Genomic DNA, 24,793 nt, shown 5'->3' on the forward strand with positions numbered 1-24,793 from the left:
CTTCCCGCGGGTCCGGAAATCCATCCAATTTCGGAGAGCCGACCTCCGGCCTGCGGGCTTTGCAAGCACCGGCTTCGTAGGCAGGTTCGGACCCATACAGCCGGGCGGAACCAGGCACCTGGAATCATGCGGGCGGTTCGACGCCTGCGAACAGATCGTTCAATCGGTTCAGCGCGGGTTCGGGTCGGGGGTTCAGCACCTGGCGCAGGTATTGAACGGCGTCTTCGGTGGTGCGCACGGAGCGGGGCAGGGTGGCCGCGGCGGCATTGGGATGACCACCGCCCTGGAGTCGTTCGGCCACCGCCAGGGCTTCGCCGTGCCGACTGCGCAGACTCACTGCCAGCGATCCGTTCCCCCGGCGCACCGCCGTCATGAGCACGGAATACCGGATGGCCGGATCGTCCAGCAGCGCGTGCACGATCAGGTTCGGATTGCCCACCACCGTCTCGACCAGCCCCACCGTGGGCGTGATTTCAATGACGTTGGAACGGCTCCAGGCCAGGCCGATGGGGTTTTCCACCTGACGTTTGACGGCCATGACCTCCAGCAGGGGATGGTTCAGGAGCCGCTCGATTTGGCCCTCGACAAGGGTGAGCAGGTTCCAGAAGCCGTAGATCTTGACCAGGTTGGCATAGTCGGTGGCGACGACGAAGTCGGGGTCGTCGTCGCGGAACAAATCGGCCACATCGCTGAGATGCACAAGGCGATCGAGTTCGGGCGATCCCAATCCCGCAGCCTGGCAGAGCTCGTAGCAAAGGCGGCCGGCGGACTTGTGGGGATCGTGGATCAGCACGGCGTTTCTGGGCGGTGTGTCGAATGCGTGGTGATCGATGATGACCCAGTTGGGCCGGTCCATGCGCGGGTCCAGGGCCAGGTCGGCCACCCAGGCCGACGGTTCGTGCAGGGGACGTTGGCGCAGACCGTGATAGTTCCAGGCTTCCAGACGGGGGCGAACGCCGAACTCCGCTTCGGCCAGGCGCTGCAGAAGCACACCCGAGATCAAACCATCCAGGTCGCTCTCATGGGTGAGAATCACATCGGGCTTGGGCAAAGGCGCCATGGCGGCAACGTAGAGTAGAGGAGACCGAATGGCCAGCCCGGAGTGGCGTCGGCGACAGCGGCCGTTGACAGGCTCGAGCCGGCGTGGGACTTGGGGATGGCCGACACAAGATTGCGCAAGGCTCGCCTGGTGAATTCACGCCGGGCACTTCGGGGGCATTTTGGGTCTCCGGAGTCCCGGGTCCGCGTTAGCAAAAGGTCACGGCGCCGAGGCACGCCGGACACTGAGACGGAAGTAACGCGGGCCGGGAACGGAATCCCAAGAGTTGGTCCATGAAGCCACGGACTCGGTCAAATCCACCGCTCCGGGAACCGGGGTAAACTCTTCCGAGGGGTCCGCTGCTTCCCAAAGCGTGTACAACCGTCCCGGCTGCGGATGCCAGCGAAGGATCACTGACGTGCCGGGCTGCAGGGGGACAATGTCCAACTGGAATCGGCTCTCCGGATCCAAGGGGTTCAGGCCGGCAATGTAGGACTGCCAAAGCGGAAGTCCGTTGGCACCCACCGAGTCCACGGCGGCTTCGAAATCGTTCGTGTAGCCGTAGCTGGCCAGCCACCAAAGTGGGGTCGGATGGTTGGTGGTCAGCCGTTCCACGAAAACTGCCGTCAGCGAGATGTCCTGGGTCAAAACAAGGCTCAGAGGGTTCTCGGTTCGGACCACGGACCCGGTCCAGGTGACGAAGTCAAACCACGGCCCCGGCAGCGCGCGGATCTCCACCAGTGCGCCTTCAGCAAATTCGCCCTCGGCGGGCTCGACGGTTCCCCACTCGGGCGGCTGCGCGGTCACCGTCAAGCGGAATACACGATTGCTGAGGACCTCGAGAATGGCCAGCCGCGCGGCATTGCCCTGACCGGTGGTGGCGTTGAGAAAGCTGATCGTTGCCGTGTGGGTGCCGGCCGGCAACTCGGTGGCCGTGGGGGTGAGGGAGAGTTGGATCGGTTGCGCCTGTCCGGGGGCCAACGATCCCGTTTCGGGATCTGCGGTGAGCCAGTCTGCGCTGCTGCTGACGGTGAAGTGCAGGGTGGAGCCGCCGGCATTGGTGAGGATGTAGACCGTCGTTCCCGGCTCGAAGGGGCCTCCGACCGGCCCCGAAACGGTCCAGTCAGCATCGGGCCAAACGGCGAGGATGCCGGGTTCGGCAGCCGGGATGTTGACCTCGAATGTGCCCAACACGGTCTGAGGGGTGGCGTGGCCCCACACGTCGTCCACGGCGCTCTCGACCAGGGTCACCGTGTAGGTGCCGTTGTGCTGCGATTCCCACGCCCCGTTGGGGGGCGGAATGGTGTAACTGGCTGTCACCTGGGGGGCGTCCATGGGCACGTCGGCAGCCACGAACTGGGCATACGCCTGGTACCCGTTCGGGCCCGTTATGAGCAAATCTTCCGAGTCGAGTGAGCCCAGGCGGACGGCGGTCTCATCCGTGAACTGCACACTGCAGGAGTGAGCAATGGTACCGGCGAGGGTGATGTTGGCGACACTGAGGGCGGGCCTTGGCGGCGCGTTGTCGAAGACCCCCTGCCCGAGCAGCTCCACGTCGTCCAGGTGCCAGCCGAGATCGGTTTGCGCCTGGTTGGAAGCCAGCCCCCACCGGATCCGCAACGTGGGACTGCCGACGACAGCCGGCGGCAGATCATATTGGACTCGACGCCACGAGTTGTCGGCCACCTGGCTGGTGGTGGACCAAACCGTCTGCCAGTCGAGCCCATTGGTGGAGACCTCGATGGTGGCGGTGTCGCCCCGGCGGAGGCGCAGCCATCGTTGGAACCGCAGCGTCAGGCTTGTGCTTCCCAGGGTGTTGATTGCGGGAGTCGTGGCATGGCGCGGGGCGAGGTTGTTCTCGTAGGTGCCGTTGAGGTTGTAGCCGACGACGTTCGTGCCGGTCGCTCCCGCGCTCGGGCCCCCGCTGGGATAGGCGGGTTTTCCGAATTGCCAGAGGGGATCCAGCGACCAGCCCGGGTCCGCGTCCATGCGCGCCTCGTAGTACACTACCGGGACGGCCACGCGAAACTCTCCCAGTTTTCCGGGGACCACCCATTGACCTTCGGTGTCGGCGACTTGTTGTCCCGCCATCCACACCTCGTAAACCCCGTTGTGTGCGGCGGACCAGACGGACCCCTCGGGCGGTGCCACGGCATAGACCGCGGTGCGCGGCGTGCCGTCCGTGAAATCATTGAGGCTGACGAGCCGGGCAATTTGGCTGAAACCGTTGGGGCCGGTGACCCAGAGATCGCCGTCTCCGATCGTGGCCACCTGAATGGCCAGGTTGTCGGAGTACGTAACTGTGAGGAAGTGTTGCGATTGTCCGGTCTCGGTCAGATTCGTCGTGTTCAACTCGGCCACGGGGGGAATGGCGACCCCCTGGGGATCGGTCACCCAGCCGCTGAAGAAATACTGGCCCAGGCTGCCGTACGCGGTGTAACCGGTCGGTGTCGAGCTGAAGGGGTTGCCCGCGCCGCTGTTGCGGACGGCCACGAAATACAGGCCCGCGGCCAACTGCGTGGACAGGGTGGCGGAGGTGGTTTCGGGGGGGTTGTTGGTCAACAAGAGATTGCCCGTGGCGTCGTACAGCTCCAGGCCAAGGTCGAGATTCCCGCCGCGCGTGCCACTGGGCATGACCCAGGGACGCGCCGTCAACCCGACGGGGCCGGTGCCCGTAACAAACGAGAACCAATCCACGTCGTCGGTTTTCTCCATGATGCCCTTGTTGACCTGGTTCGTGTTGGCCGGGTCGGTTTCGGGCGTGGTGGACACGACGTTGGTGCCGCCAGTGAGAACCAGGGGTGTGGCCGTGCCGGGCGATGAACCATGATCGTCGGCCCGGTAGCTCAGCTTGGACGCCACGATGGCCAGGTCGTCTTGAGTGTTGTTGGCGAGGTAGTACTCGCCCTTGGACCATTGGGAGACGTTGCGATTGTAGCCGGTGCCCATGATCGGCCCCCAGGAAGTGTCGCCGGTCCCATGGCCGCCGTAATACTCGATGCCGTCCGTGCGGCCGTCGTGGCTGAGCCCCAGATTGTGCCCCGCTTCGTGCGAGGCGGCCTCCGCGATGTACGATTCCACGTTTCCCAGATTATTCGCGTATACCCACGCGGGCCGATACTTGGCGTAGAAGACGGTGCCGAACACGTTGACGTAACTGACCCCACCCGAATCACTGGCCGGGTTGGGAAGCCCGTTGGCATCCGTGTTCCGGGTGATGAGGACCACGGCGGTGCGATTGTTGAGCGTGGCAGGCCGCTCGGTGGTGACGTCCACATCGAACGGGGCGTAGTCCTCGGCCACCCGCTGCCAGACCGCACGAATCACAGCCTGTTCGGTCTCGCTGTAAGTGGCGTAATCTCCGTCCATGCTGAACGGCAGCGCCGGGATTTCGGCACGGCCGAGATCGGTGTTCCACTGGGTGTTGGTCACCGTTTCGCCGGCGAAATTCAGGTAGATCACGTTGGGTGCGCCGGGCCGGCTGTGAAACTTCAGCGAATCCGGAAAGGGCGACACCGGCAAAGCGGCCGCACCGGGCTGCGGCTCTGCAGTGGCTGCGAGGGCCGCGTGCGCGTGTGGCACCCGCTCGAACCGGCACGCGTAGTAGATGCCGCCTTCGTGATCCGCGTGCAGCGAGGCGACGTCGTGGGCCGGAAACTGGAAACTCTGCAACCACTGCCGGGCGCGTTCACGAGCAACCTGCGGCAGCAGATCGAGCTGGCTACGGAGCCGACCCGCAGGCAGCTCCTCCAACCGGGTCCATTCGCCCGGCCGGAACACCTCCGGGCTGGAGGCCCTTCCGGGAAGCTGGGGTTGAGCCTGCGAAACCGCACCGGAGAGCCAAAGGCACAACAGGGCCGGCCGGAGGAGACGCATCAAGGAGGAGCGCTTGAACGCGCGCTCCCGCCGTGCCAACGCGCCACTCTTCCAACCGCGGTTGAAACGGTTTCGCCTCGATCCTGTGCCCACGGTGCGACTTTCCCTCAACGGGAGAATCGGCGCAACCTCGGTCGAACTTGAGAGATTTTTTCCGCGCCGGCGGGATGCAGCGGGGCACATGATTCGTCAGGTTACCGGGGTGTGCCGGAGGCCATGCTCCGAGCCCGGGAGCCTGCCTTCTCCCAATGGGCGCGACTGTTTCGTCCGGCGGCGGTCGGGCACTTCAAGGCCCGGATGTAAAGTTGTTCCAATGCGCTGTGGGCAGGCCCCGCAGGGTCCCTGGTTACCCAACGGCGCGTGGGTCCGGGCGAACCGGGACCCGCGGCTTGCCCGGGCCCTGATGGACTCGCAGTTTCCGGCGCGGCCTGAGGATCCAGGGCGGGGTCCGGATCCGCGGGGTGACATTCCCGTTCCAACCCCTGTTTGTGAAAGGGAGCTTGACGTTCTGGCGTAACCGGGGATTGTAAGGCACAGAGCGTGGTTGGTCCCATGAACACGGCACCGCCAGAGCCGGCTGGATCCCAGATCCTCGACCCCGGGCCCGATACCTCGGCGCGGCAGGTTCGGCGTCCGCGTGCCAAACCAACCCGCCCGCTCGGCATTCCGCGGGTCGCACTTCTGATCGAATCCTCCCGCGCCGCCGGACGCGCCCTGTTGTGTGGGATAGCCCGGTACGCGCACCACCACGGGCCGTGGTCCTTCTACTGGGAAGCCCGGGGGCTGGAGAATCCTTCGCCTTCGGCCCTGGTGCTGGACGCCGATGGGGTGATCATGCGCGACACGGGTCAAGTGGAGCAGGTTCTGGCCCGGGGCCTCCCGACGGTGGTGGTCTGTCATCGGCACGGCGAAATGGAGGGGGTCATCAGTGTCGTTACCGACGGCGAGGTCATTGGGAAGTTGGCCGCCGAGCATCTGCTGGCCTGCGGGATGCGACACTTCGCCTTTTGCGGGTACAAGGACTGTACCTGGTCGGAAAGCCGGTGGGAGGCCTTCCAACGCCGAATCGGTCAGGCCGGATTTGAAGCCACAGTCTTTCGCGTCCAGGCCGAGGTGACCGGAGCGCCGTGGCAGGATCAGCGTCCCGCGATCGCCCGCTGGTTGCAGACGCTTCCCCGTCCTGTCGCGTTGATGGCCTGCAATGACGACCTGGGCCATGAGGTGGTGGCGGCCTGCAAGATGGTGGGCCTGTCGGTGCCGGACGATGTGGCGGTGATCGGCGCGGACAACGACGAGGTCGTCTGTGGTCTGAGTGATCCGCCGTTGTCCAGTGTGCACATCAACTTCGAGCAGGCCGGCTATGAGGCCGCGCAGGTGTTGGATCGGTTGATGCGGAGAGGGCGGAGCGAGACGGGTCGGATCCTGGTCCGCGCCAGTCATGTGGTGCCGCGGCGTTCCACGGACATCCTGGCTGTGGACGACCCCGCTCTGGCGCGAGCCCTGCAGTTCATTCGGGATCATGCTCGAGAGCCTTTTCTGGTGGATGACGTGGCGCGGGCGGCTGGCATTTCCCGGCGTGCATTGGAAAAACGGTTCCGGCGCTTGTTGGGGCGGTCGGTCCTCCATGAGATTCGGCGTGTTCGCACGGACCAAATTGCCCGGATGCTGGTGGAAACCGACCTGCCCGTGGCGGAGATCGCGCAGCGGCTGGGGTTTACCGATGTTCAGCACGTGGCCCGATACTTCCGCGCCGCCAAAGGGATGAGTCCGCTGGCCTGGAGAAAACTCCATGGAGGGCGCCCTTCCTGAAGAGGCCCCGCAACTCGCGTTTTGGAATCCAGGCCCGGCCGGCTGACCCGCGGTTCCGCCAACGAGGCGGCCCGCCCGGCTTCCCAGACCACTCCCGTCTTTGGAAAGCGGGCAGCGCCAGGCCCTCCGACTATTCGGAGAATTGGCACCCGGCTGACCGCCCGGTTGCTGTTGGTCGTTCCCCTGTGCTTTCGGAGCTCAACAAACGCTCGAACCGGCTGCCATTCGCCGGCCCGGCGAAGGTGCGGTTCCAATGCAGGAGGGCAGCCACGCGGCCACTCCCTGGGAGCAGGAGAGGTGGACCGGGGTCAGCGCTAGGCGATCGCCGGGCCAGCCGTGGTTGCCGTTGCCACCCGGCTCCGGCGCTGGCCATTTTGTACCGCGAACCTCTCGTGCTTGTCGGTCTTGGGAACTGTGCTGCTCTTCGAACCGGAGCCTCGCGGGCCGGGGCTATCCGCACGTTCGCAAAATGGCGAAATCTTTACGCAAAATGGCGTTGCCACGATTCTTAAGAGTCCTTAGTTTGCTTTGGTGTGCTGGTGGGCCGAGCTCCGGCCGGCCGGCCAAACAACCAGACCGTTATGCGAGTAGGGGACCGATCCATGCCTGAAGTCCGCAGTGCTTACCGACGGCGTCATCACGCCTTTACCCTCATTGAGCTGCTGGTGGTGATTGCCATTATCGCCATCTTGGCGGGAATGTTGCTGCCCGCGTTGTCCCGCGCCAAGGAGCGGGCCAAGCGCGTTCAATGCCTCAACAATGTGAAGCAACAGATCAACGCCCTGTTCATGTACGCCAATGACAACAACGATCGGCTGCCCAGCTGGCAAAACAACGGCAACTGGCTCTGGGACATTCCCCAGGCGGTAACCGATCGCATGGGCAATGAAGGGGCCATTCGGGATGTCTGGTATGATCCCGGGTTCCCCGATCAAAACAGTGACGACTTGTGGGGATTTGCCACGAATGCCGCAGGCACGGGCTTTCGCGTCGTCGGCTACGCATTTACCTTCGATGGCACCGGGTTCAGCGGCCAGCCGATTCTTCATCCCACGAACGTAAACAAGCGGATCACGCCACAACCCATCACAGTGGGCAGTCTGACGCTGCCGCCGCCGTCGCCTTCGGAGCGCGTCCTGTTGGCCTGTGCGACCATCTCGACCGGCAACAACGAGGCCAATCGCAGCATCAACAACTACACCCGCATCATGGGCGGATGGAGCAAGCCGCACCGCTCTCCCCACCTGAACGGACCGATCCCCAGCGGTGGCAATGTGGGGATGCTGGACGGACACGGAGAGTGGCGCAAATTCCCTCCGATGCGTGTCCGGACTCTGTCCGGCCCCTATTTCTGGTGGTAACCCTTGCCCGGGGCCATGAGAAGTCCGTTCATCATCAGGCTGTTGCTTCCGCCATTGCCCTGGCCGGGCGAGCCGGGATTGGACCGATACGACGCCTCACCCCTTTCCGGGTTGCCTCCGCACTGCTCTGCCTTTCCGATTCGTCCGTCAGGAAACCTGAAACCCCAAAACCACCTGTGACTATGCGTACAACCAGTGTGAGCACTCGACTGATCCTCCTGGGCAGCGTTCTGCTACTGGGGGCCCATGGGACCCTCTCCGGGGCCACGTTGAAGAATCGCTACAGCTTCAACGAGCCCAGCGGACAAACCACGGCCACTGATTCGGTCGGTGGACGGCATGCCACCCTCATGAATGGCGCGTATTTCGACGGCGCAGGGTCGGTATGGCTGAACAGCACGATTCCTTCCAGTGATCCCAGCGGCGATTACGTGGCGTTGCCGGCCAACATCCTTACCGGTTATACGGCCGTCACCATCGAGGTTTGGTACACTCCTTATGCCTCGGCATTGTGGAGCCGCGTTTGGGACATTGGCAACAGCTTGAACAACAGCGGAGCGCAGACGTCGTACTTCTTCATGCGTTCCGGCGACAGCGCCTCTGGTGTCCTCGGCGACATCACCATCATGCAGCCTGCCCGAAACACGCAGCAGGTCGGCGGCCCCATTGTGCCACTCGGTTCGGAAACGCACCTGGTGTGGACCTCGGACGGCGCGTCGGGGATTGCTCGCATCTACGTGAATGGTGTCCTGGCAGGGGAGACGATTGGATTCACCAACACCCCGGCCATGATGGGGCCCACCACCAACAACTGGCTGGGCCGCTCACAGTGGGGCGCCGACCCGTACCTGTCGGCCAGTTATAACGAGTTCCGGATCTGGGAGGGGGCCTTGACTCCCCTGGAGGTGGCGGGCAGCTACGTTTCCGGTCCCAATACCGTAAGCACCGACTACGGCACCATCACCGCTGTGGAACTGCAACTGCCGGCGACTCTCTCGAAAGGCTCCGGGGCCAGCGCGCGCGTGCGCGCCAGCGCGTCTCGGTTGACCAATCCGGTGGATGTCACCGGCATGCCCGGCCTGACCTACCAATCTTCTGACCCGAATGTGCTGACCGTGGATGCCGCAGGCATGGTCCGCGCCGTCGGCTTGGGTACCGCCACCATCACCGTCACCTTCGACCATGGCGGGGTCCAGCGTTCCGATCAGCGGACGATCACCGTATTGAACCTGCCGCCGCGCCTGATCCATCGCTACAGCTTTAATGACGACGGCAGCATGACCGCCATCGACAGCGTCGGCGGGGCTCACGGCACACTGGACCTCATGGCAGAGCAGCGGGACGGCCAGGTCTGGCTCAGCGGCCAGGCCCTGTCTTACGTGGACCTGCCCGCCAACCTCATCACGGTGGACACCATCACCCGCAACGCCATCACCTTCGAAGCATGGGCCAGTTTCGGCGTGAACGGGAACTGGGCCCGGCTGTTTGACTTCGGCAACTCCGTCGGCGGGGCCGGAGGCAACTACGTGTTCTTCTGCCCGCGCTCGGGCGGCGGGGACACCCGGTTTATCATCTCCAACACGCAGCCGGGCTGGAGTGGCGGCGGAGAACAGGGTGTCTTTATTCCCGGGATCATGGACAATCAGACAAACGTACACATTGTGGCGATTCTTGATTTCGGTCGGGACCTGGCTGTGGTGTACACGAACGGCCGCCTGGCGGGCCTGAACGCCTCAATGACGCGGGAGCTGACCGCCATCATCAACAACTTCAGCTACTTGGGCCGCTCCTTGTATGGTGCGGACGCCTACCTGAACGGTTCGATCGATGAATTCCGCATCTGGGACGGAGCACTGAGCGCGCAAGAGGTCGTGGCCAGCTACCTGGCGGGGCCCAACAACACCAACAATGCGCCGGGCAACTTTGTCAGCCTGGATATTGACGTGCCCGCTCAGATCACGGCGGAGTGGCAAACCCGGGCGCGCGTGGTCGGCAACTGGCAAAACGCGCCCAACGTGGATCTCTTGGCGGATCCGGATTTGCAACTGACTTCGCTCAATCCCGAGGTCGCCACCGTGGGTGCCGGCGGACTGGTCACCGCGGTGGCCCCCGGCACGGCTACGATTCGGGCCCGTTATCAGGGCATCGAGGCCACCAAGCAGATCACCGTGGTCGCCCCCTCGGCCACCCTTGTGCATCGCTGGACGTTCAATGAAACCGAGGGTAACCGTGTGGCGGATGTCGTTGGTGGTGCTCATGGTTACATCACCATCGGCACCAACACGCTCGGCGTGACGAACGCCTACTGGACCGGGCAGGGCGAACTGGTCATCAACACCAACGCGGCCCTGGGAGCCACGGATGCATACATCGACCTTCCGGACGGCATCATCTCGCGGTTGACGAATAATGCGACCTTTGAAGTCTGGGTGACCACCTACAATGCCGATTACTGGTCGCGCGTCTTCGACTTCGGGAGTCTGCCCGGTGGTCCGACGTGGATTGCCGAGCCCAACCTGTTCTTTGCGCGCGGGTCGCGCCTCGACTGGGTGAGCGGTGGCATTGCGGGGGCGGCCCTGCCGACCGGTTCCAAGGTGCACCTGGTAGTGCTGTACAACGAGACGGAAAAACAGGCCAAGTACTACGTGAACGGCGTGCTCTCGCAGCAGAGCCAGCCCGGTCTGGCGAACCTGTCGCTGAGCCAGATCAACGACACGAACAACTGGCTCGGTCGGTCGCTCTACTCCGAACCGATGCCCACGCCGTGGCGGGATCCCTATCTGCAAGCGGCCTACGACGAGTTCCGGATCTACTCCGGGCTCCTTACCTCCGCTCAAATCGCGGCCAATTACGCCATTGGCCCGAATCCGCCCGCGGAGGCTCCGAGACTGGCCGCTCGCATCCAGGGCAACCAGCTGATCCTGAGCTGGCCCACCAGTGCCGCCGGTTTCGCGCCCTACTCCACCACCGCGCTGGGGCCGGGCGCCAGTTGGTCGCCGGTCTCGGGTACGCCCACCGTCGTGGGTGATCAGCTCGAGCTGGCCGTGCCGCTGGGCGACGCGCCGCAACGGTACTTCCGGTTGCAGCGCTAGGCTGTCCGGACTGAGAGCGCAGCCATGATTCCCAAGGGTTGCATGGAGGGCCGCTGACGGTCCCCCATGCAACCCTGCCTTTTTGAGGCGTCCTCTCATGGCCACCCGGCTTTACCCGACCTCGGACCGCCTGCGACTCCGGATCGCGGTATGCATGTTGGTGGGCCCGGCATTGGTCTCCGAGGTGTTTACCGTGCCGGGTACGGCTGCGACCGCGGGGAAGGTGGAAACGGCTCCGATGCTGCGGGGAGCCACCCGCATTCACGATCCCTCGACGATCGTACGCGACGGTAACCGTTGGTGGGTATTCGGCACCGGCCGGGGAATCCTGACCCTGTGGTCGAGTAACCGGGTGGACTGGGAGATGGGACCTTCGGTTTTGCGCGAGCCGCCGGCATGGGCGACGGAGTGGGTTCCCGATCACCGATTCCGCTATTGGGCGCCGGACATCATTCGCGTAAAGGATCGTTACTACCTGTACTACTCCGTTTCCACTTGGGGCTCGCGGCAGTCCGCCATCGGCTTGTTGGTCGGACGCCGTTTGGATCCCGAGGCTCCCGACCATGGTTGGGAAGATCGCGGCCCCGTGGTCCGCACCACGCCCCAGGACGACTATAACGCCATTGATCCCGCCCTGTTTCAGGATCGGGACGGCCGACTATGGATGGTGTTCGGCTCTTACTGGTCGGGAATCAAACTTGTCGAGCTGGACCCCGATACGGGATTGCGCAAGGAGCCGAAGGGAACTGTGATCGATTTGGCGTGGAAGGAGGCGATCGAGGCTGCCGCTCTGTTGCGACAGGGGGATGATTACTTTCTGTTTGTCAACTGGGGCCAATGCTGTCGAGGCACCAACAGCACGTATGAGATCCGGGTCGGCCGCAGCCGAAGCGTGACCGGGCCGTACGTGGATCGGGAGGGTCGGGACCTGCGCAAAGGGGGCGGCACCCTGTTGCTCGGGAGTTCGGGCCGTTTCATCGGGCCGGGCCATGCGGCCTTCTTCGAAGCCGATGGCCAGCTCTGGATGAGTTATCATTTTTACGACGGAGCCCAAGGCGGCCGAAGCGCTTTGGATATCCTGCCGGTGCAATGGGATGCCGAAGGCTGGCCCCAAGTGAAGGGTCGGCGCGACCCCTGACAGCCTGTTGGAAGAACTCTGTAGGGCCGAGAAGCGGCCTTTTTAAATTAACGACTCGCTTCCCGGTCCTTGAATCACGGTGCTCGAACAGCGGGCGAACACAAACTTGTTCCTCGTGAGATCAGGATCCCAAATACTCGTGCACGACCCGGCTCTGTAACGAGGCGCCTCGGTCAAAGAGGGCAGTGCAATCGTCATCCATACCAGCGGCCGGTTTGGCGGAGAGGGAGTTCGTCTCGAACGATTGTACATCCGGGATTTCGAACACTGCCCATGGACGGTGAATTGCAGCCCCCTCCAGGTACGTGACTCGGCTCTGCTCGTGGCCAAAGCATCCGTGGTGCGGACCGAGAGTCACGTGGACATCTTTCGCTTCGAATCCTGTAACCAAGGTTATGGCGCGAACTCTTCCGTCGACCCGTACGCATTCGGATCCGTGCCCATTTTCGACATCCGTGGCCCGGTGAAAAACCTCCAGATCCCGAACTGCGAGATCGGAAATGCGGCGCCCTTCATTCTGATGGCCGGCGGAAATTATGAAGGGCGGCTTACCGTCAAGGATCCCAACTTCGAGCGGATCTGCAAGCGGGCCCGGCAACGAACCTGATGGTTCTACGCGGCCGTTCTTCGTCGTAGTTTGTAAACAATCGGCTTACGCGGCCTGATTGGGCGGTGGCGATCCTCCGCGGTGCCGGCCCCGGGGAGCACAGGGGGTTGTTGCACGGCACCGCCCCCGACATCGGGACCTTCCATGGGCATGGTTTCCCGTAAGATGATGATGTGCGGGTTCAGGGGGAGGGGTGTCGACGATCCCCGATATTTGTAGAATCAGCGGAATCTTTCAGACAAGCGTGACGGTAGCCGGGTACGGAATGCCCCGGCGTGTCCGCGAAATGCGTTTTTCCACCGAAAGGGTCGCCTGCGGTTCAAGGACCTGCGCGGGCCCTTTTTGGGGACGCGGCCTTTTTCAACACCCTCGTGAGGAAAAGGCTGCGCTTGTTTGCGGGCAGGAGAAGCATCCGCAACGCCCGCGGACTCCGATCCCCTTGTGGAGAGCGGCATCACCGGGTTCTCCGCGCCCCGATGTCTGCGGAACGTTTCTTTGGCCCGACGGCGTTGGGGATGACAGGGCGCGGGCGGAAATGGCGAGGGTCGACCGGCCCAGTGGATCCGGCCATCCTTCAGCGGGCGGGGATCCTGAGGACGGTTAGCGAGTAAGGGGGTACCGTGTATGCGAAGTTCTCGGCCACCTCGAGGAAATTCGTCTGCGGCACCACACGATCGGGGGAGTCAAAATCGTTCACGATCAGCGGATCCTGATGGCCAAGGTGAATCACCGTTGCCCGGATGCGCGACGGAAGTCCGGGCAGTCCCACTTGAACAGAGCGGGCAGAGGGCCGGTTGTTTACCCATTTCAGAATCACGTCACCGGTGGCAGAGTCGCGGACGGCGGAGTGAGCAAAATCCGGGGGAGGCCGGAACCCCGCGTCTTCGATTTCCTGAACCAGATGACCGTTGAGGTAGCATCGTGCGATCATTCCATCGACTTCGACCCGCAGATCGTACCAACGACCCGGTTCGATGCGCCCGATCCTCTCCGGGCCAAGCTGTTGCTTTGCTCCGTCGGTGGCCTTTTCGATGGCATGGCGGGTATTCCCCCACCCGCCCAGATTCCACCAGAAATAATTCTGTGCGTCGTGGTACCGGAATCCGATGAGGAAACCCTCCGATCCGCCGGTTTTTCGCGCTTTCAGGCTGAATGTGTAACGAGAAGCGCCCGCCGGCGCTTTCAACAGGCTCAAGGCCGGGGTTTCGCGGCTTTGCTGCTGGTACACGCCATTCTGAAGCTGCCAGGTTCCGAAGATGGGCTCCCAACGGTCCGTGGGCCCGGAGAAATCCTCGGCCACCACCGTTCTTCCCTCGACCACCAGACGCACGTCGTCGAACTCGGCCTGCGTGTCCCAGGTGCCAAGGAACACACGGTCCTCCGCTGGGGAGGGGCGGGCGAAGGTCGTGTCCTCCGCCAGGGTTGCGGAAAGGTAGGTGTCCCCTGCGTGGACGCTGAACAGCTGCTGAACGTAGTAGTTGATGGTGCGCAGGATCTGTGTGTTCGAAAAATAGATCAGGTTGGGATTCCACTGGGTCCGGCCGCGTTTGCCGAGCAACGGTGCGTAGGAGGCCATGGCGACCACATCCCCGTTGCGCTCCAGGCTGGTGAGGTACGCCGCCTCCGCCAGCGCCGACCGCAAGGTGTTTCGGCGGCCTGCGTCGTGAGCTGCGTATTCGCCCAGGTAAACCCGGGAGCGCTGTCGGTCGTAGCGATCGTATCGCATCAGGTTCTCCCAAAACCATCGCGGAGGGACGTAATAGTGTTCGTCCACCATGGGCAGTCGCAGCTCGTCGGCAAAGGCCCAACCCGCGTCATAGTCGGGACCGCTGTGGGACGGCCCGACCGTGCCGATCACGGTGATTTCCGGGTGCTTGCGGCGCAGGGCTTCGTAGATCATGCGAAACCGTTCGCGAAAGACGGGCGTGATGTGTTCCTCGTTGCCGACGGCGATGTATTTGAGGTGGAAGGGCTCGGGATGCCCGGCGGCGGCGCGGAGCGAACCCCACTTCGAATCCGGCGGCCCCTTGGCCCACTCCACCAGGTCGAGGACTTCCTGAACATAAGCCGGCATTTCCTCCATGGGTAACCCGCGCTGGCCGGTGCCGCCCTGGTGATCGGCATTCTGGCAGCACACCCCGGCGGGCACGACCGGAACCGGTTCGGCCCCGATGTCTTCGCAGAACTGGAAATACTCCAAGTAGCCCAGCCCCATGGACTGGTGGTATCCCCAGAGGTTGGGCTGGCTGCGACGTTGCTCGACCGGTCCGATGGTCCGGGGCCATCGGTACATGTTGTTCAGTCCGTAGCCATGGACCAGGCAGCCACCGGGAAAGCGCACAAAGCGGGGTTTGAGATCCGCAATGGCTTGCGCCAGGTCGGCACGCAGGCCGTTGCGCCGATTCTTGAAAGTCGCGCGGGGAAAGAGCGAGATTTCGTCCACGGCTACGCCGCCCCGCGTGTGGGAGAGAAGGACGAGCCGGGCTTCGGATTCACTTCGCGACGGGACGAGCGTGGCCGTGGCCCGGTGCCATTCCCGCCCCCGAATGGCCACCGTGGCGGAGGCCAGGACCTCGTCCCGAGAATCCTGCAGCAGCACGGTGAACTCGGCCGGCCCGTCCAAAACCCCGCTGTTGCCCCAGCGGTTGCCCGTGAAAAGCTGGCGGCCCCAGAGGGAGAAATCGTAGGGCTTCCCTGCCTCCACCGCGATGCCGTCGTAACCCCGGTTCCTCAGCCCGAAACCACGGCCGGGCTGCCGGGTCTCGAGGACGACGTAGTGAGGGTTGTTGGGGTGGATGGAAAAGGCGTCTGCCACGACCACCGAACCTTCTGCACCGTCGCACCGCACGGTTTCCCATGCGGTCAGAGCCGTCCAGTCGGGGCGCGCCGTGGGCTGATACTCAAAGGACCGGTTCTGTACCAACTCGGCGTACAGTCCGCCGTCCGCCGCGTAATTGATGTCTTCGAAAAACACGCCGATGAGATTTGTGCTGATGGGCTTGCCCGGTTGGCGGAGATCAATGGTCAACCGAATTGAGGGTGTGCCGGACGACGGCGGCACGGCGGGCGAAGCTCCGGTGCCTCCAAAGGTTGGCCAGAGACACAGCAAGGATCCAGCGGCCAGAATTCTGTGACACCCTTTCATGATGGCGAGGCAGGGTAGGAATCTGGGCCGCGGCAATCAATGGTTTTGGGCGGGGCTGTTGGGGCTGCTGTACCCTGGCGGCCGGGTTATAGCCCGACATCCATCTTCGCTTCGTCTCGGGCGAGCTCTGAAAGTTGCTCCGAGTTTGTTGTCGAAGGACACCAGAGAGCCGAAGTCCTCCTCATGCCAACAAGGCGGGGCCTTCAGGAAGCGTTCTTTAGCTGAGCAAAGTCAGAGTCGGGTTTTCGCTCGCAAGGCGAAGAGCTTTCTCTGCCGGGTTCCCTTGCCGGCCCGCGATCGTGGGGCAATCGGGGGTTGAAGTGGAGCCACGGGGTGTCTCGGCTCGGGCCCGGCTCTGCGAAACTGGATCGTGATCTGTCGTTGCCTTGAACCGTTCCGTGGTTCGTGCGCGATGGGTGCACCGAGCGTGGCGCATTGCTTGAGCCGGATTCCCGCTCGCAAAGCACCACGAGACGGGGTTGTCCATCGCTGCCCGGGTCCAAGCTGGAGTCGTTGTGCGCGCCGGGGTAGAGCTCCAGAGAAGAGCCACGGCTCAAAGGTGGGCCGGCCAACCCTTGAGAGAGTCAGGCCACCCCAGCCATGAGCCTGTGCTGGAGACCGCTGCGCAAGGCCGTGTCACGGGCCCGATGAGGGATGCTCCCCGGGGACCTCTCAGGGGGCTGCTGCCAGGGTTTGCCAGCGGCCTCGAATCACGGCCCGGACGGACGGGCAGAGGGGAGGCAGCTTGTTGGGGTCCAGGAAATTGAGGTCGAAATGCCAGTTGCGATTCGGGGCATTGTACACCGAGCCCGTGCCCGGCCAGCGATTTGTAGCCATCTGGCTGGGGAAGAGCACAATCATGGATCCGTTGTAGGTAACAGTGCGTCCGCTCCAGTTCTCCAGAAACCGAGGGAAGTTTTCGACCCCTCCACTGTAGGCTCCGGGTTGCGTGGGCACGATACCGGCCATGAAAGCCGCGTTGACCGTCGTGTCCGACGCAGGGCGGTAGGAGATGGATTTCGAACTGTTGGCGTCGTTCCAATTTCCCGAGAGGATGGTGATGGCGTCGGCGATGAGAGCGGCGGGCTTGGTGAAGACGGTGTTGGTGGTGCCGCGGTAACCGTCCGGGGCATTGTAGTGGCCCTGGACGTAGAGCGGGTTGGGGGTTGCCACGGTGAGGCCGTTGGCCGGGAGGGTGGCACCGTTGACAAGACGCACGGCGGGAAGCACGCCCGACGGCGCCGAGCGAAGGTCGGCCACGTAAAGCGAACTGATGGGCCGCCCCAGCGCGGCGCGGATGGGGTTGGTGGTGGCCGACGCCCATGTGGCCAGTTTGCCGACGTCGATTTGGACGGCCCGGACGGTCTTGGCTTCCCGTTGGTCGGTGAAGGTCGCATTGGTGGAGATGAAGTTGGTGACCGCGGTCCACGGCAGACTGACGCCCGCGGCGGTGGTGAGGGATCCGCCGCGGATCTCCACGCCGGTATCCTGCAAAACGACGCGCAGATCGGCGGTGTTGAAGAAGCGGGCACGAGCCAACTCGCTGGAGAGCAACTCGCCGGGCGGCGCCGGCTCGATCAGAGCGCGCACCGAAAGCGGATCATTGGGCATGCCCAGCGGAACGTTGAGGGTCATCACGCCGCTGTCCGAGCGGGCCTGGAAGATCGTGGTCCCGAGGCCGCGTGCGACGGGATCGTCCGGATGTTTGTGCAGATACACCGTTCCGGCCGCCGTCACGTCGTTGAGGAACCGCAGTGTCACTCCGGAGTTGGGATTGCAGTAAATGTCCCGATTGCCATGCACACGGCCTCCGATGGTCATGGCGGCGCCCGGGTTGATCTCGAGGTCCAAGTTGTAAAAGATCGCGAACTGAAAGATCGGTACCAGGGCAAATTGCACTTCTTGTTGGACGGCGGCAGCGACCGCCGGGTCACGAGCGGTGTTGCGTGCGGCCGCGCGCACGCGGAAAGTGGCGGCGTACCCCGAAAGTCCGCGGTATTGGGATTGCAGCGCAGTCATCGTCCAGGGGGTGGCCTGTTCGACGAGCAGATCCCCGCCCTGGAGAGGATCGCCGAATTGAAACCTGGCCCAAATCGGGTGTTCCTCGGGCAGGGGAATGCGGAGGCGGTAGGTTGGTAGTTTGGCTTGAACCACACTGACGCCCTGGCGGTTGTAGTCCGTGATCATTTCGGCCAGGACTTTCTCCGTGGCTGCTTCGGCGGCATAAACAGCCTCCTGATAATCCAGGTTGCGACGGGTGAGACTGGCCGTGCCGGCGGTCCAGCTCATGGCGGCGGCAAGGATGGCGACCCCGACGCCACCGAACAGAACGACCAACAGCAAGGCCGAGCCGGTGATCGCTGCGGGTTGTAAGCGGCGAGTTTTCATGGGGCAGGGCTACTCCAGGGCGCGTCGTGTAATCCGGGTACGCACCTGATAGAGGTCGTACAGACTGCCCGGGCCGACAGCCATGGAGGGAAACAACAGTTGGGAAAAGTGCAGAGTCAGGCTGATGACCCGGTTGTTATATGGATTGGTCTGCACATTGCCGGCAAAGTCCTCCGCCGCAAAGGCCACCGAGTTGGTGACAAAGCGGGCCAGGGTGCACGCGACGCCCTCTTGGGAGTCGAGCCGCAGCAGGAGTTGCGTGTCCGGTTCGACATAGTAACGGATGAACCGATTCGTCACGGCTTTGTCAGGGTAGACTTGAATGGCATTGCCCTGCTGAGGTTGTCCGGGGGCCACCGGGGCAAATGAGAAGGCATCCCCGTTGCCGACTTGAACCCAGCCGGCCGAACGAATCTCCTGCTCGAGAATCCCGAGAGAGCGACGGGCGTCATCGGTGGCGGCCAATTTGGCGCGTCCGATGCGGTCCAACCGCAGGGCAAGCAGGTGGACCGAGAGCAGTCCTCCCACCAACATCAGCAGGACGGAGGATGTGACCATCAGCTCGGGCAGAGTGAAGGCTGCCCGGGCGTTGCGCGATGGGCTGCGGCATTGGCTGCGCGGGACATTCATTGGTCAGGGCCACGGTAGGTCACGACAGTGTTGGTGAAAGTGCCGCGGTGTTTGAAGCTCCACGTTGTGTCGACCCGAATGCACTTGAGCGGTGGGTTGCTGGACACCAGGGTGATCGTAACGGTGGAGGTGGCATAGGGAATGAGGGCACCGCTGATGGGCAGGTCCAGGATGTCCACGCGCGGAGGAAAATTGCTGGGAAGGAGTTGGTCGACCGGGGGAAACGCCTGGGTGTCCCATTTGGCCGCGCGGGTTTGTTCGAGGCGGTCGGTGGCCAGTGCCTGCGCTGCCAGCCAGTACGCCGTCCATTCGGCCCGACTGGTGGTGAGGATGTATCCGCTCAGAATCCCGGCATACAATAGGGCGCCGATGCCGAGGGCGATCATCACTTCGGCCAGTGTCAGGCCGTGCATGAATTGCCGTTGTCTTCCTGAAAAGACCAGTTTCATCCGAACGAGTGTTTTCCCGTTCTGCGCCAACGTGTTAAGCAGGAATTGTGCCGGTGCTGAGAGTAGTCCGGGATCGGCGTCTCATGTCCAGCCCTTGACTCGTCCCGTGGCGCGGGTGTCTCGGATCGGGGCATTCAAGCTGCGCTTGCGTATCTGCGAGAGCCAGGGCGACCCGTGTCCCAGGGCTCCAGGGCACGGCGGATTCACCTCGGCGAGACCCCGCAAGGTGCGCCCTCCGAGGGCCGGCGAGCACCTCGCTTCCGGCTCCGGACAGGAGTTCGAGACGGGCTGGAGCTCAAGGCCGGCGGGGGAAAGGGCAAACGATACCGGATGGAGCGTGCTTGCGTGCAGGACCCGCCCTGCGTAAGCAGATGGGCCATGTCAACCTGGGCGGCTGTGTTCGATTGGGATGGTGTAATACTGGACTCCTCGGCGGCGCATGAACGGGCCTGGGAACGACTCGCCGCGGAGGAGGGGCGGGTTTTGTTCCCCGGCTTCTTTCTCCGGAGCTTCGGCATGAAAAACGATCGCGTCATCCGGGAGTTGCTGGCTTGGACGCAGGACCCGGCAGAAATCGAAAGGTTGAGCTCGAGGAAGGAGGAGTTGTTTCGCGAGGAAATTCGGCATCGTCCCGTTCAGCCGTTGCCCGGGGTGCGGGCATTTCTGGAATCGCTGCAGCGGGCCGGGGTTCCCTGTGGCGTGGGCTCGTCCACTCCACGGGCGAACATCGAGTGTGTACTGGATCCGTTGGGACTGCGTGGATTCTTTCGAGTGATCGTGACCGGAGAGGATGTGCAGCGGGGGAAACCGGACCCGGAGGTGTTTTTGCGGGTGGCGGAGCGACTGGGGATTGCGCCGGCGCGCTGTGTGGTTTTTGAGGATGCGCCGGTCGGGATCGAGGCGGCGCGGCGGGCGGGCATGAAGGTGGTGGGCGTGGCAGGCACTCACCCGGCCGAGAGATTGAGCAACTGCGACCGCGTGGTGCGACGCCTGGATGAGTTGGGGGTCGGAGAGCTGGCGGGCTGGTTCGAGGGGCCGGTGGGCACGAGCGATTGAGTCGGCCGGGGAAAGAGCCGAGGCGCTGGTTCTGTTGCCGGGGCGGAGCAGGCCAAAGACTTCCTGACGGGACGGGGTACGGCTTCAAAGGGTCGATGTGTTCAGAAGGGCCGGCGCGGGCGGGCGAGATTTCGCGGAACCGGAGACGATTTTTCATGTTTATCTCGGCGCCCGGCTGGGTTAAGAATCCCGCCGCCATGCAGGGTTTGGAACAGCAAGTGGCGGTGGTGACCGGCGGCAGTCGGGGGATTGGCCGTGCGGTGGCATTGCGCCTGGCCGAGGCGGGTGCGGACGTGGCCGTGGTCGCGCGGACGGTGGAGGCGTGTGCCGGCACGGTGGAAGCCATTCGCGCCATGAATCGGCGTGCGTGGGCGGTGGCCGCCGATGTTTCTCAGGCGCCCAGTGTGGAGGCAGCGGCGGAGACGATTCTGCGCGAGGCGGGCCGGGTGGACATTTTGGTGAACAACGCCGGCATTACGCGGGACGGTTTGTTGATGCGCATGGGGGAAGGCGACTGGGATGCGGTGCTCGACACAAATTTGAAGGGGGCCTTCCTGTTTACGCGCGCCCTGGCGCGGACGTTTTTGAAGCAGCGGTCCGGTCGCATCATCAACATCACCTCGGTCATCGGTCTGATGGGCAATGCGGGCCAGGCGAACTATGCGGCGAGCAAGGCGGGTTTGATCGGGTTCACGAAGGCCTGCGCGCGGGAGTTTGCCAGCCGGGGGGTGACGGTGAACGCGGTGGCTCCCGGGTTCATTGAGACCGACATGACGGCGGTGTTGGCGCCGGAGCAGAAGCAGGCCATTCTGAGCCGCGTACCGCTCGGCGTGTTTGGCAAGCCGGAGGACGTGGCGCATGCGGTTTGGTTTTTGGCTCTTCCGGAGTCGCGCTACATCACCGGACAGGTTCTGGTGGTGGATGGCGGGATGGTGATGTAGGGCGAAGAGGGGAGGTTGGGAGAGTTTTTTTCGGGGCTTGACGGCCCCGGGGCCGTTCCATAGACACAAAGCAACGTTAGACCGAGCAATTGGAGACACCCATGGCGGACAACACCATTGAACAGCGCGTCAAAAAAATCATTGTCGAGCAGTTGGGCGTGAATCCCGACCAGGTCACGCCGGAAGCCCGGTTCATTGATGACCTGGGGGCCGACTCGCTCGACACGGTGGAGCTGGTCATGGCCCTCGAGGAGGAGTTTGGGCATGACATCCCCGACGAGCAGGCGGAAAAGCTGCAGACGGTCGGGGACGTCATCAAGTACATCGAAGAACTGCAGGAGAAGTGAGGGCCAACGACGGAAGGCCGGGGCAGTGGCAGCCGGAACCGGCGGGCGCTGCCCCTTTTTGAATTTATGGGTGGGAGCCTCTGTGAACGCCGGGTGGTGGTCACCGGACTGGGGGTGGTCACCCCGCTGGGATCCACGCTGGAGACCTTTTGGCAGAATCTGATCGCCGGCCGCTGTGGCATTCAACGGATCAGCCGGTTCGATCCGTCGCCCTTCGCCACGCAGATCGCGGCGGAAGTGCGTGACTTCGATCCCAGCCCGGCGTTCCCGTCGGCCAAGGAGCTGCGGCGCACGGATCGGTTTGCGCAATTCGGCATTTACGCGGCATGGGCCGCCCTCAAGGATTCGGGAGCCGATCTGGACAGGCTCAATCGCGATGAAATCGGGGTCATTATCGGGTCCGGTATCGGCGGCCTGGAGACCACGACCCAGCAGCACCAGGTGTTGCTCGAGCGGGGCCCCAATCGCCTCTCGGCGTTTATGATCCCGATGCTCATCAGCAACATGGCCTCGGGCATGTTTTCCATGTATTACGGGCTGAAGGGGCCCAATTACGCCACCTGCTCGGCGTGTGCCACGGCCAACCATGCCATCGGCGAGGCCTGGCGAACGATCAAGGCGGGCGACGCGGTGATGATGTTCGCCGGGGGAGCGGAGGCGACGATCGTGCCGATCGGCATTGGCGGATTCTGCGCCATGCGGGCCATGAGCACCCGCAATGACGACCCCCAGCGGGCTTCGCGGCCGTTTGATCGGGAGCGGGACGGTTTCGTCATGGGCGAGGGCGCCGGGGTGATCGTGTTGGAAGAACTGGAGCATGCCAAGCGTCGGGGCGCCCGCATCTATTGCGAAGTCGTCGGCTATGGGAACACCGCTGACGCCTACCATTTGACCGCACCGTCCCCGGGAGGCGAGGGGGCCGCCCGCTGCATGCGCATGGCCCTGCGAAATGCGCGCTTGAACCCGGAGGACATCACCTACATCAACGCCCACGGCACGTCCACCCCCGCCGGGGATGTGGCCGAAACCCAGGCCATCAAGGCCGTCTTCGGCGAGCATGCCCGAAAGCTCGCCGTGAGCTCGATCAAGGGTGCGGTGGGGCACATGTTGGGGGCCGCCGGCGCGGTCGAGATGGCCGCTTCCGTGTTGGCCCTGTGGCATGGCGTGGTGCCGCCCACCATCAACTACGAGGTCCCGGACCCTGAGTGCGACCTGGACTACGTGCCGAACACGGCTCGGGAGTTGAAGATCCACGCGTTCGTCAACAACTCCTTCGGGTTCGGCGGCCATAACGCCAGTGTGGTGGCCCGGCGATTCGAGGGCTGAGCCGGCTTTCCCCAACGCGTGGCCCGGTCGGCGGGGCTTGCTTCATGAAGGCCGTGGCTTGGATCGAGACCAAGCGCGATGGCGGCGCGCTGACCGAGGCCGACTGGCGGGCCTTCGTGCAGGGTGTGGTGGACGGATCCATTCCGGACTATCAGATCAGTGCCCTGTTGATGGCGATCTACTTTCGCGGAATGGATGCCGGCGAAACCGCCGCCCTGACCCTGGCCATGCGCGATTCCGGGCGCACGTTCCAATGGCCCGCCGATCCCCGCCCAGTGGTGGACAAGCATTCCACGGGTGGTGTGGGCGACAAGGTCTCCCTGCCGCTGGCGCCCTTGCTGGCCGCCCTGGGGTTTCGAGTGCCCATGATCTCCGGCCGCAGCCTGGGCATCACGGGCGGCACGCTCGACAAGTTGGAGTCGATCCCCGGCTACTGCACGCGGCTGGGGCCCGAGCGGTTCGTCGAGCAGGTGCAAACCGTGGGCTGCGCCATCGTGGGACAGACCGAGGATCTCGTGCCGGCCGACCGCAAACTCTACGCCCTGCGGGATGTCACCGGGACGGTGCCCAGCCTGCCCCTCATCACGAGTTCTATTTTGTCCAAAAAACTCGCGGAGGGGTTGGACGCGCTGGTCCTGGACGTCAAATGCGGCCGCGCTGCTTTCATGGATACCCCGGAAAAAGCGCATGCGCTTGCGCGGGCCATGGTGGAACTGGCCCATGCATGCGGCGTGCGAACCTGTGCCTTGATCACCGGCATGGACGTGCCGTTGGGACGGGCCGTGGGCAACTGGCTCGAGGTTCGGGAAAGCCATCGGTTTTTGGAAAGCTGCGCCCGGGCGGCCGGGGGGAAGATGCCGGCGGAGGACGGGTGGTCGGATCTCAAGACCCTGGTGGTCGAGTGTGCAGCACGGTTGTTGGTGCTGACGGGTCGGGCGCGAGACCCGGGCCGTGCCGTCGAGCAAGCCGAAGCCTGCCTGGGGTCCCGGGCTCCGTGGGAACGGTGGAAAGCCATGCTGCTGGCTCAAGGGACCCGGTGGGATGCCTATGAGGCCCAGTTGCAGGCGGATAGTCTGGCCCCGGTGGTGGCCGAAGTGTTGGCCGATCGGGAAGGCTGGATTGTGGACTGCGACGCCCGACAGATCGGCGAACTGGTACGGGATCTGGGAGGCGGGCGCAGGACCGCGGAAGATTCAGTGGATCCGGCGGTCGGGGTGGATGAACTGGCCCGATGCGGGCAATGGGTACGCAAAGGCGATTTGCTCGGCCGGGTCCATTTGCGCCAGGAGTCGCAGAAGGCCGAAGCTGTGCGCCGGTTGCGTGCGGCGTTTCGACTGGCGGACGCTGCGGCACCGCCCCCGCCGCTGGTGCGAGACTGCCTTTGGCCCGAGCCGGCTTCTGCTCGGGCTTGAGCAAGTTGGCCGGGGCGGTTTTCCATCCGGGGTAGCGGGGGCCCGGGTGGCCGGAACCTCGCTACGGGGAGGTCATGGGCGCAAGGAACGGCGTGCCCGCCGGGACCCGGGGTCGATCGGTTGCGGCTCCTGCGCGTGCGGAGATGAAATTTGATTGGAAAAACCGGCTTCTACTGC

Annotated in this window: 16 protein-coding genes; 10 read left to right on the forward strand and 6 right to left on the reverse strand. The window is 63.9% G+C overall.

Annotated elements, in window-relative coordinates; genetic code table 11:
• Positions 1–124: 124 nt before the first annotated feature.
• Complete coding sequence (locus ACPDIT_RS08150) at positions 125–1,060, reverse strand: DHH family phosphoesterase (protein ID WP_423442705.1); 936 nt, start codon at positions 1,058–1,060, stop codon at positions 125–127.
• A 198-nt stretch (positions 1,061–1,258) separates the two neighbouring features.
• Positions 1,259–4,915 (reverse strand): InlB B-repeat-containing protein, encoded by a 3,657-nt coding sequence (locus tag ACPDIT_RS08155; RefSeq protein WP_423443158.1) that lies wholly within the window; start codon positions 4,913–4,915, stop codon positions 1,259–1,261.
• A 552-nt stretch (positions 4,916–5,467) separates the two neighbouring features.
• Between ACPDIT_RS08155 and ACPDIT_RS08160 the strand changes: the two genes are divergently transcribed.
• From ACPDIT_RS08160 to ACPDIT_RS08180, 5 genes are all read left to right on the forward strand, one after another.
• Complete coding sequence (locus tag ACPDIT_RS08160) at positions 5,468–6,724, forward strand: substrate-binding domain-containing protein (protein WP_423442706.1); 1,257 nt, start codon at positions 5,468–5,470, stop codon at positions 6,722–6,724.
• Positions 6,725–7,326: 602 nt separating this feature from the next.
• A complete protein-coding gene (locus ACPDIT_RS08165) occupies positions 7,327–8,085 on the forward strand; it encodes a type II secretion system protein (protein ID WP_423442707.1) in 759 nt (252 codons plus the stop codon).
• A gap of 182 nt (positions 8,086–8,267) precedes the next feature.
• Complete coding sequence (locus ACPDIT_RS08170; RefSeq protein WP_423442708.1) at positions 8,268–11,177, forward strand: LamG-like jellyroll fold domain-containing protein; 2,910 nt, start codon at positions 8,268–8,270, stop codon at positions 11,175–11,177.
• Positions 11,178–11,274: 97 nt separating this feature from the next.
• Positions 11,275–12,315: an arabinan endo-1,5-alpha-L-arabinosidase gene (locus ACPDIT_RS08175; RefSeq protein ID WP_423442709.1), complete on the forward strand. Its 1,041-nt coding sequence runs from the start codon at positions 11,275–11,277 to the stop codon at positions 12,313–12,315.
• Between the two features lie 322 nt (positions 12,316–12,637).
• Positions 12,638–12,922, forward strand: a complete 285-nt coding sequence (locus ACPDIT_RS08180; protein ID WP_423442710.1) for a hypothetical protein — start codon at positions 12,638–12,640, stop codon at positions 12,920–12,922.
• A 574-nt stretch (positions 12,923–13,496) separates the two neighbouring features.
• Here ACPDIT_RS08180 and ACPDIT_RS08185 read toward each other — a convergent pair.
• The 4 genes from ACPDIT_RS08185 to ACPDIT_RS08200 form a co-directional block, all read right to left on the reverse strand.
• A complete protein-coding gene (locus ACPDIT_RS08185) occupies positions 13,497–16,067 on the reverse strand; it encodes an alpha-L-arabinofuranosidase C-terminal domain-containing protein (protein ID WP_423442711.1) in 2,571 nt (856 codons plus the stop codon).
• 672 nt (positions 16,068–16,739) lie between these two features.
• Positions 16,740–18,455 (reverse strand): hypothetical protein, encoded by a 1,716-nt coding sequence (locus tag ACPDIT_RS08190; RefSeq protein WP_423442712.1) that lies wholly within the window; start codon positions 18,453–18,455, stop codon positions 16,740–16,742.
• Between the two features lie 9 nt (positions 18,456–18,464).
• Positions 18,465–19,085 carry a prepilin-type N-terminal cleavage/methylation domain-containing protein gene (locus ACPDIT_RS08195; protein ID WP_423442713.1) on the reverse strand — a complete coding sequence of 207 codons (621 nt, stop codon included), beginning with the start codon at positions 19,083–19,085 and terminating at the stop codon, positions 18,465–18,467.
• Entirely contained in the window at positions 19,082–19,534 is a 453-nt protein-coding gene (locus tag ACPDIT_RS08200; protein WP_423442714.1) for a type IV pilus modification PilV family protein, read from the reverse strand. Before ACPDIT_RS08200 ends, ACPDIT_RS08195 begins: the two co-directional genes overlap by 4 nt.
• Before the next feature lie 378 nt (positions 19,535–19,912).
• Here ACPDIT_RS08200 and ACPDIT_RS08205 point away from each other — a divergent pair, with 378 nt between their 5' ends.
• From ACPDIT_RS08205 to ACPDIT_RS08225, 5 genes are all read left to right on the forward strand, one after another.
• Complete coding sequence (locus ACPDIT_RS08205) at positions 19,913–20,590, forward strand: HAD family hydrolase (protein ID WP_423442715.1); 678 nt, start codon at positions 19,913–19,915, stop codon at positions 20,588–20,590.
• Between the two features lie 197 nt (positions 20,591–20,787).
• Entirely contained in the window at positions 20,788–21,531 is a 744-nt protein-coding gene (gene fabG, locus ACPDIT_RS08210) for a 3-oxoacyl-[acyl-carrier-protein] reductase (protein WP_423442716.1), read from the forward strand.
• Between the two features lie 101 nt (positions 21,532–21,632).
• Positions 21,633–21,878, forward strand: coding sequence for an acyl carrier protein (gene acpP / locus ACPDIT_RS08215; RefSeq protein ID WP_423442717.1), 246 nt, complete (start codon positions 21,633–21,635; stop codon positions 21,876–21,878).
• A gap of 66 nt (positions 21,879–21,944) precedes the next feature.
• On the forward strand, positions 21,945–23,204 hold the full coding sequence (gene fabF, locus ACPDIT_RS08220; protein ID WP_423442718.1) for a beta-ketoacyl-ACP synthase II: 1,260 nt from the start codon (positions 21,945–21,947) through the stop codon (positions 23,202–23,204).
• A 44-nt stretch (positions 23,205–23,248) separates the two neighbouring features.
• Complete coding sequence (locus ACPDIT_RS08225; RefSeq protein ID WP_423442719.1) at positions 23,249–24,616, forward strand: thymidine phosphorylase; 1,368 nt, start codon at positions 23,249–23,251, stop codon at positions 24,614–24,616.
• Positions 24,617–24,793: the final 177 nt, after the last annotated feature.

It is taken from the genome of Limisphaera sp. VF-2, from assembly GCF_049537125.1.
GTDB lineage: Bacteria > Verrucomicrobiota > Verrucomicrobiia > Limisphaerales > Limisphaeraceae > Limisphaera.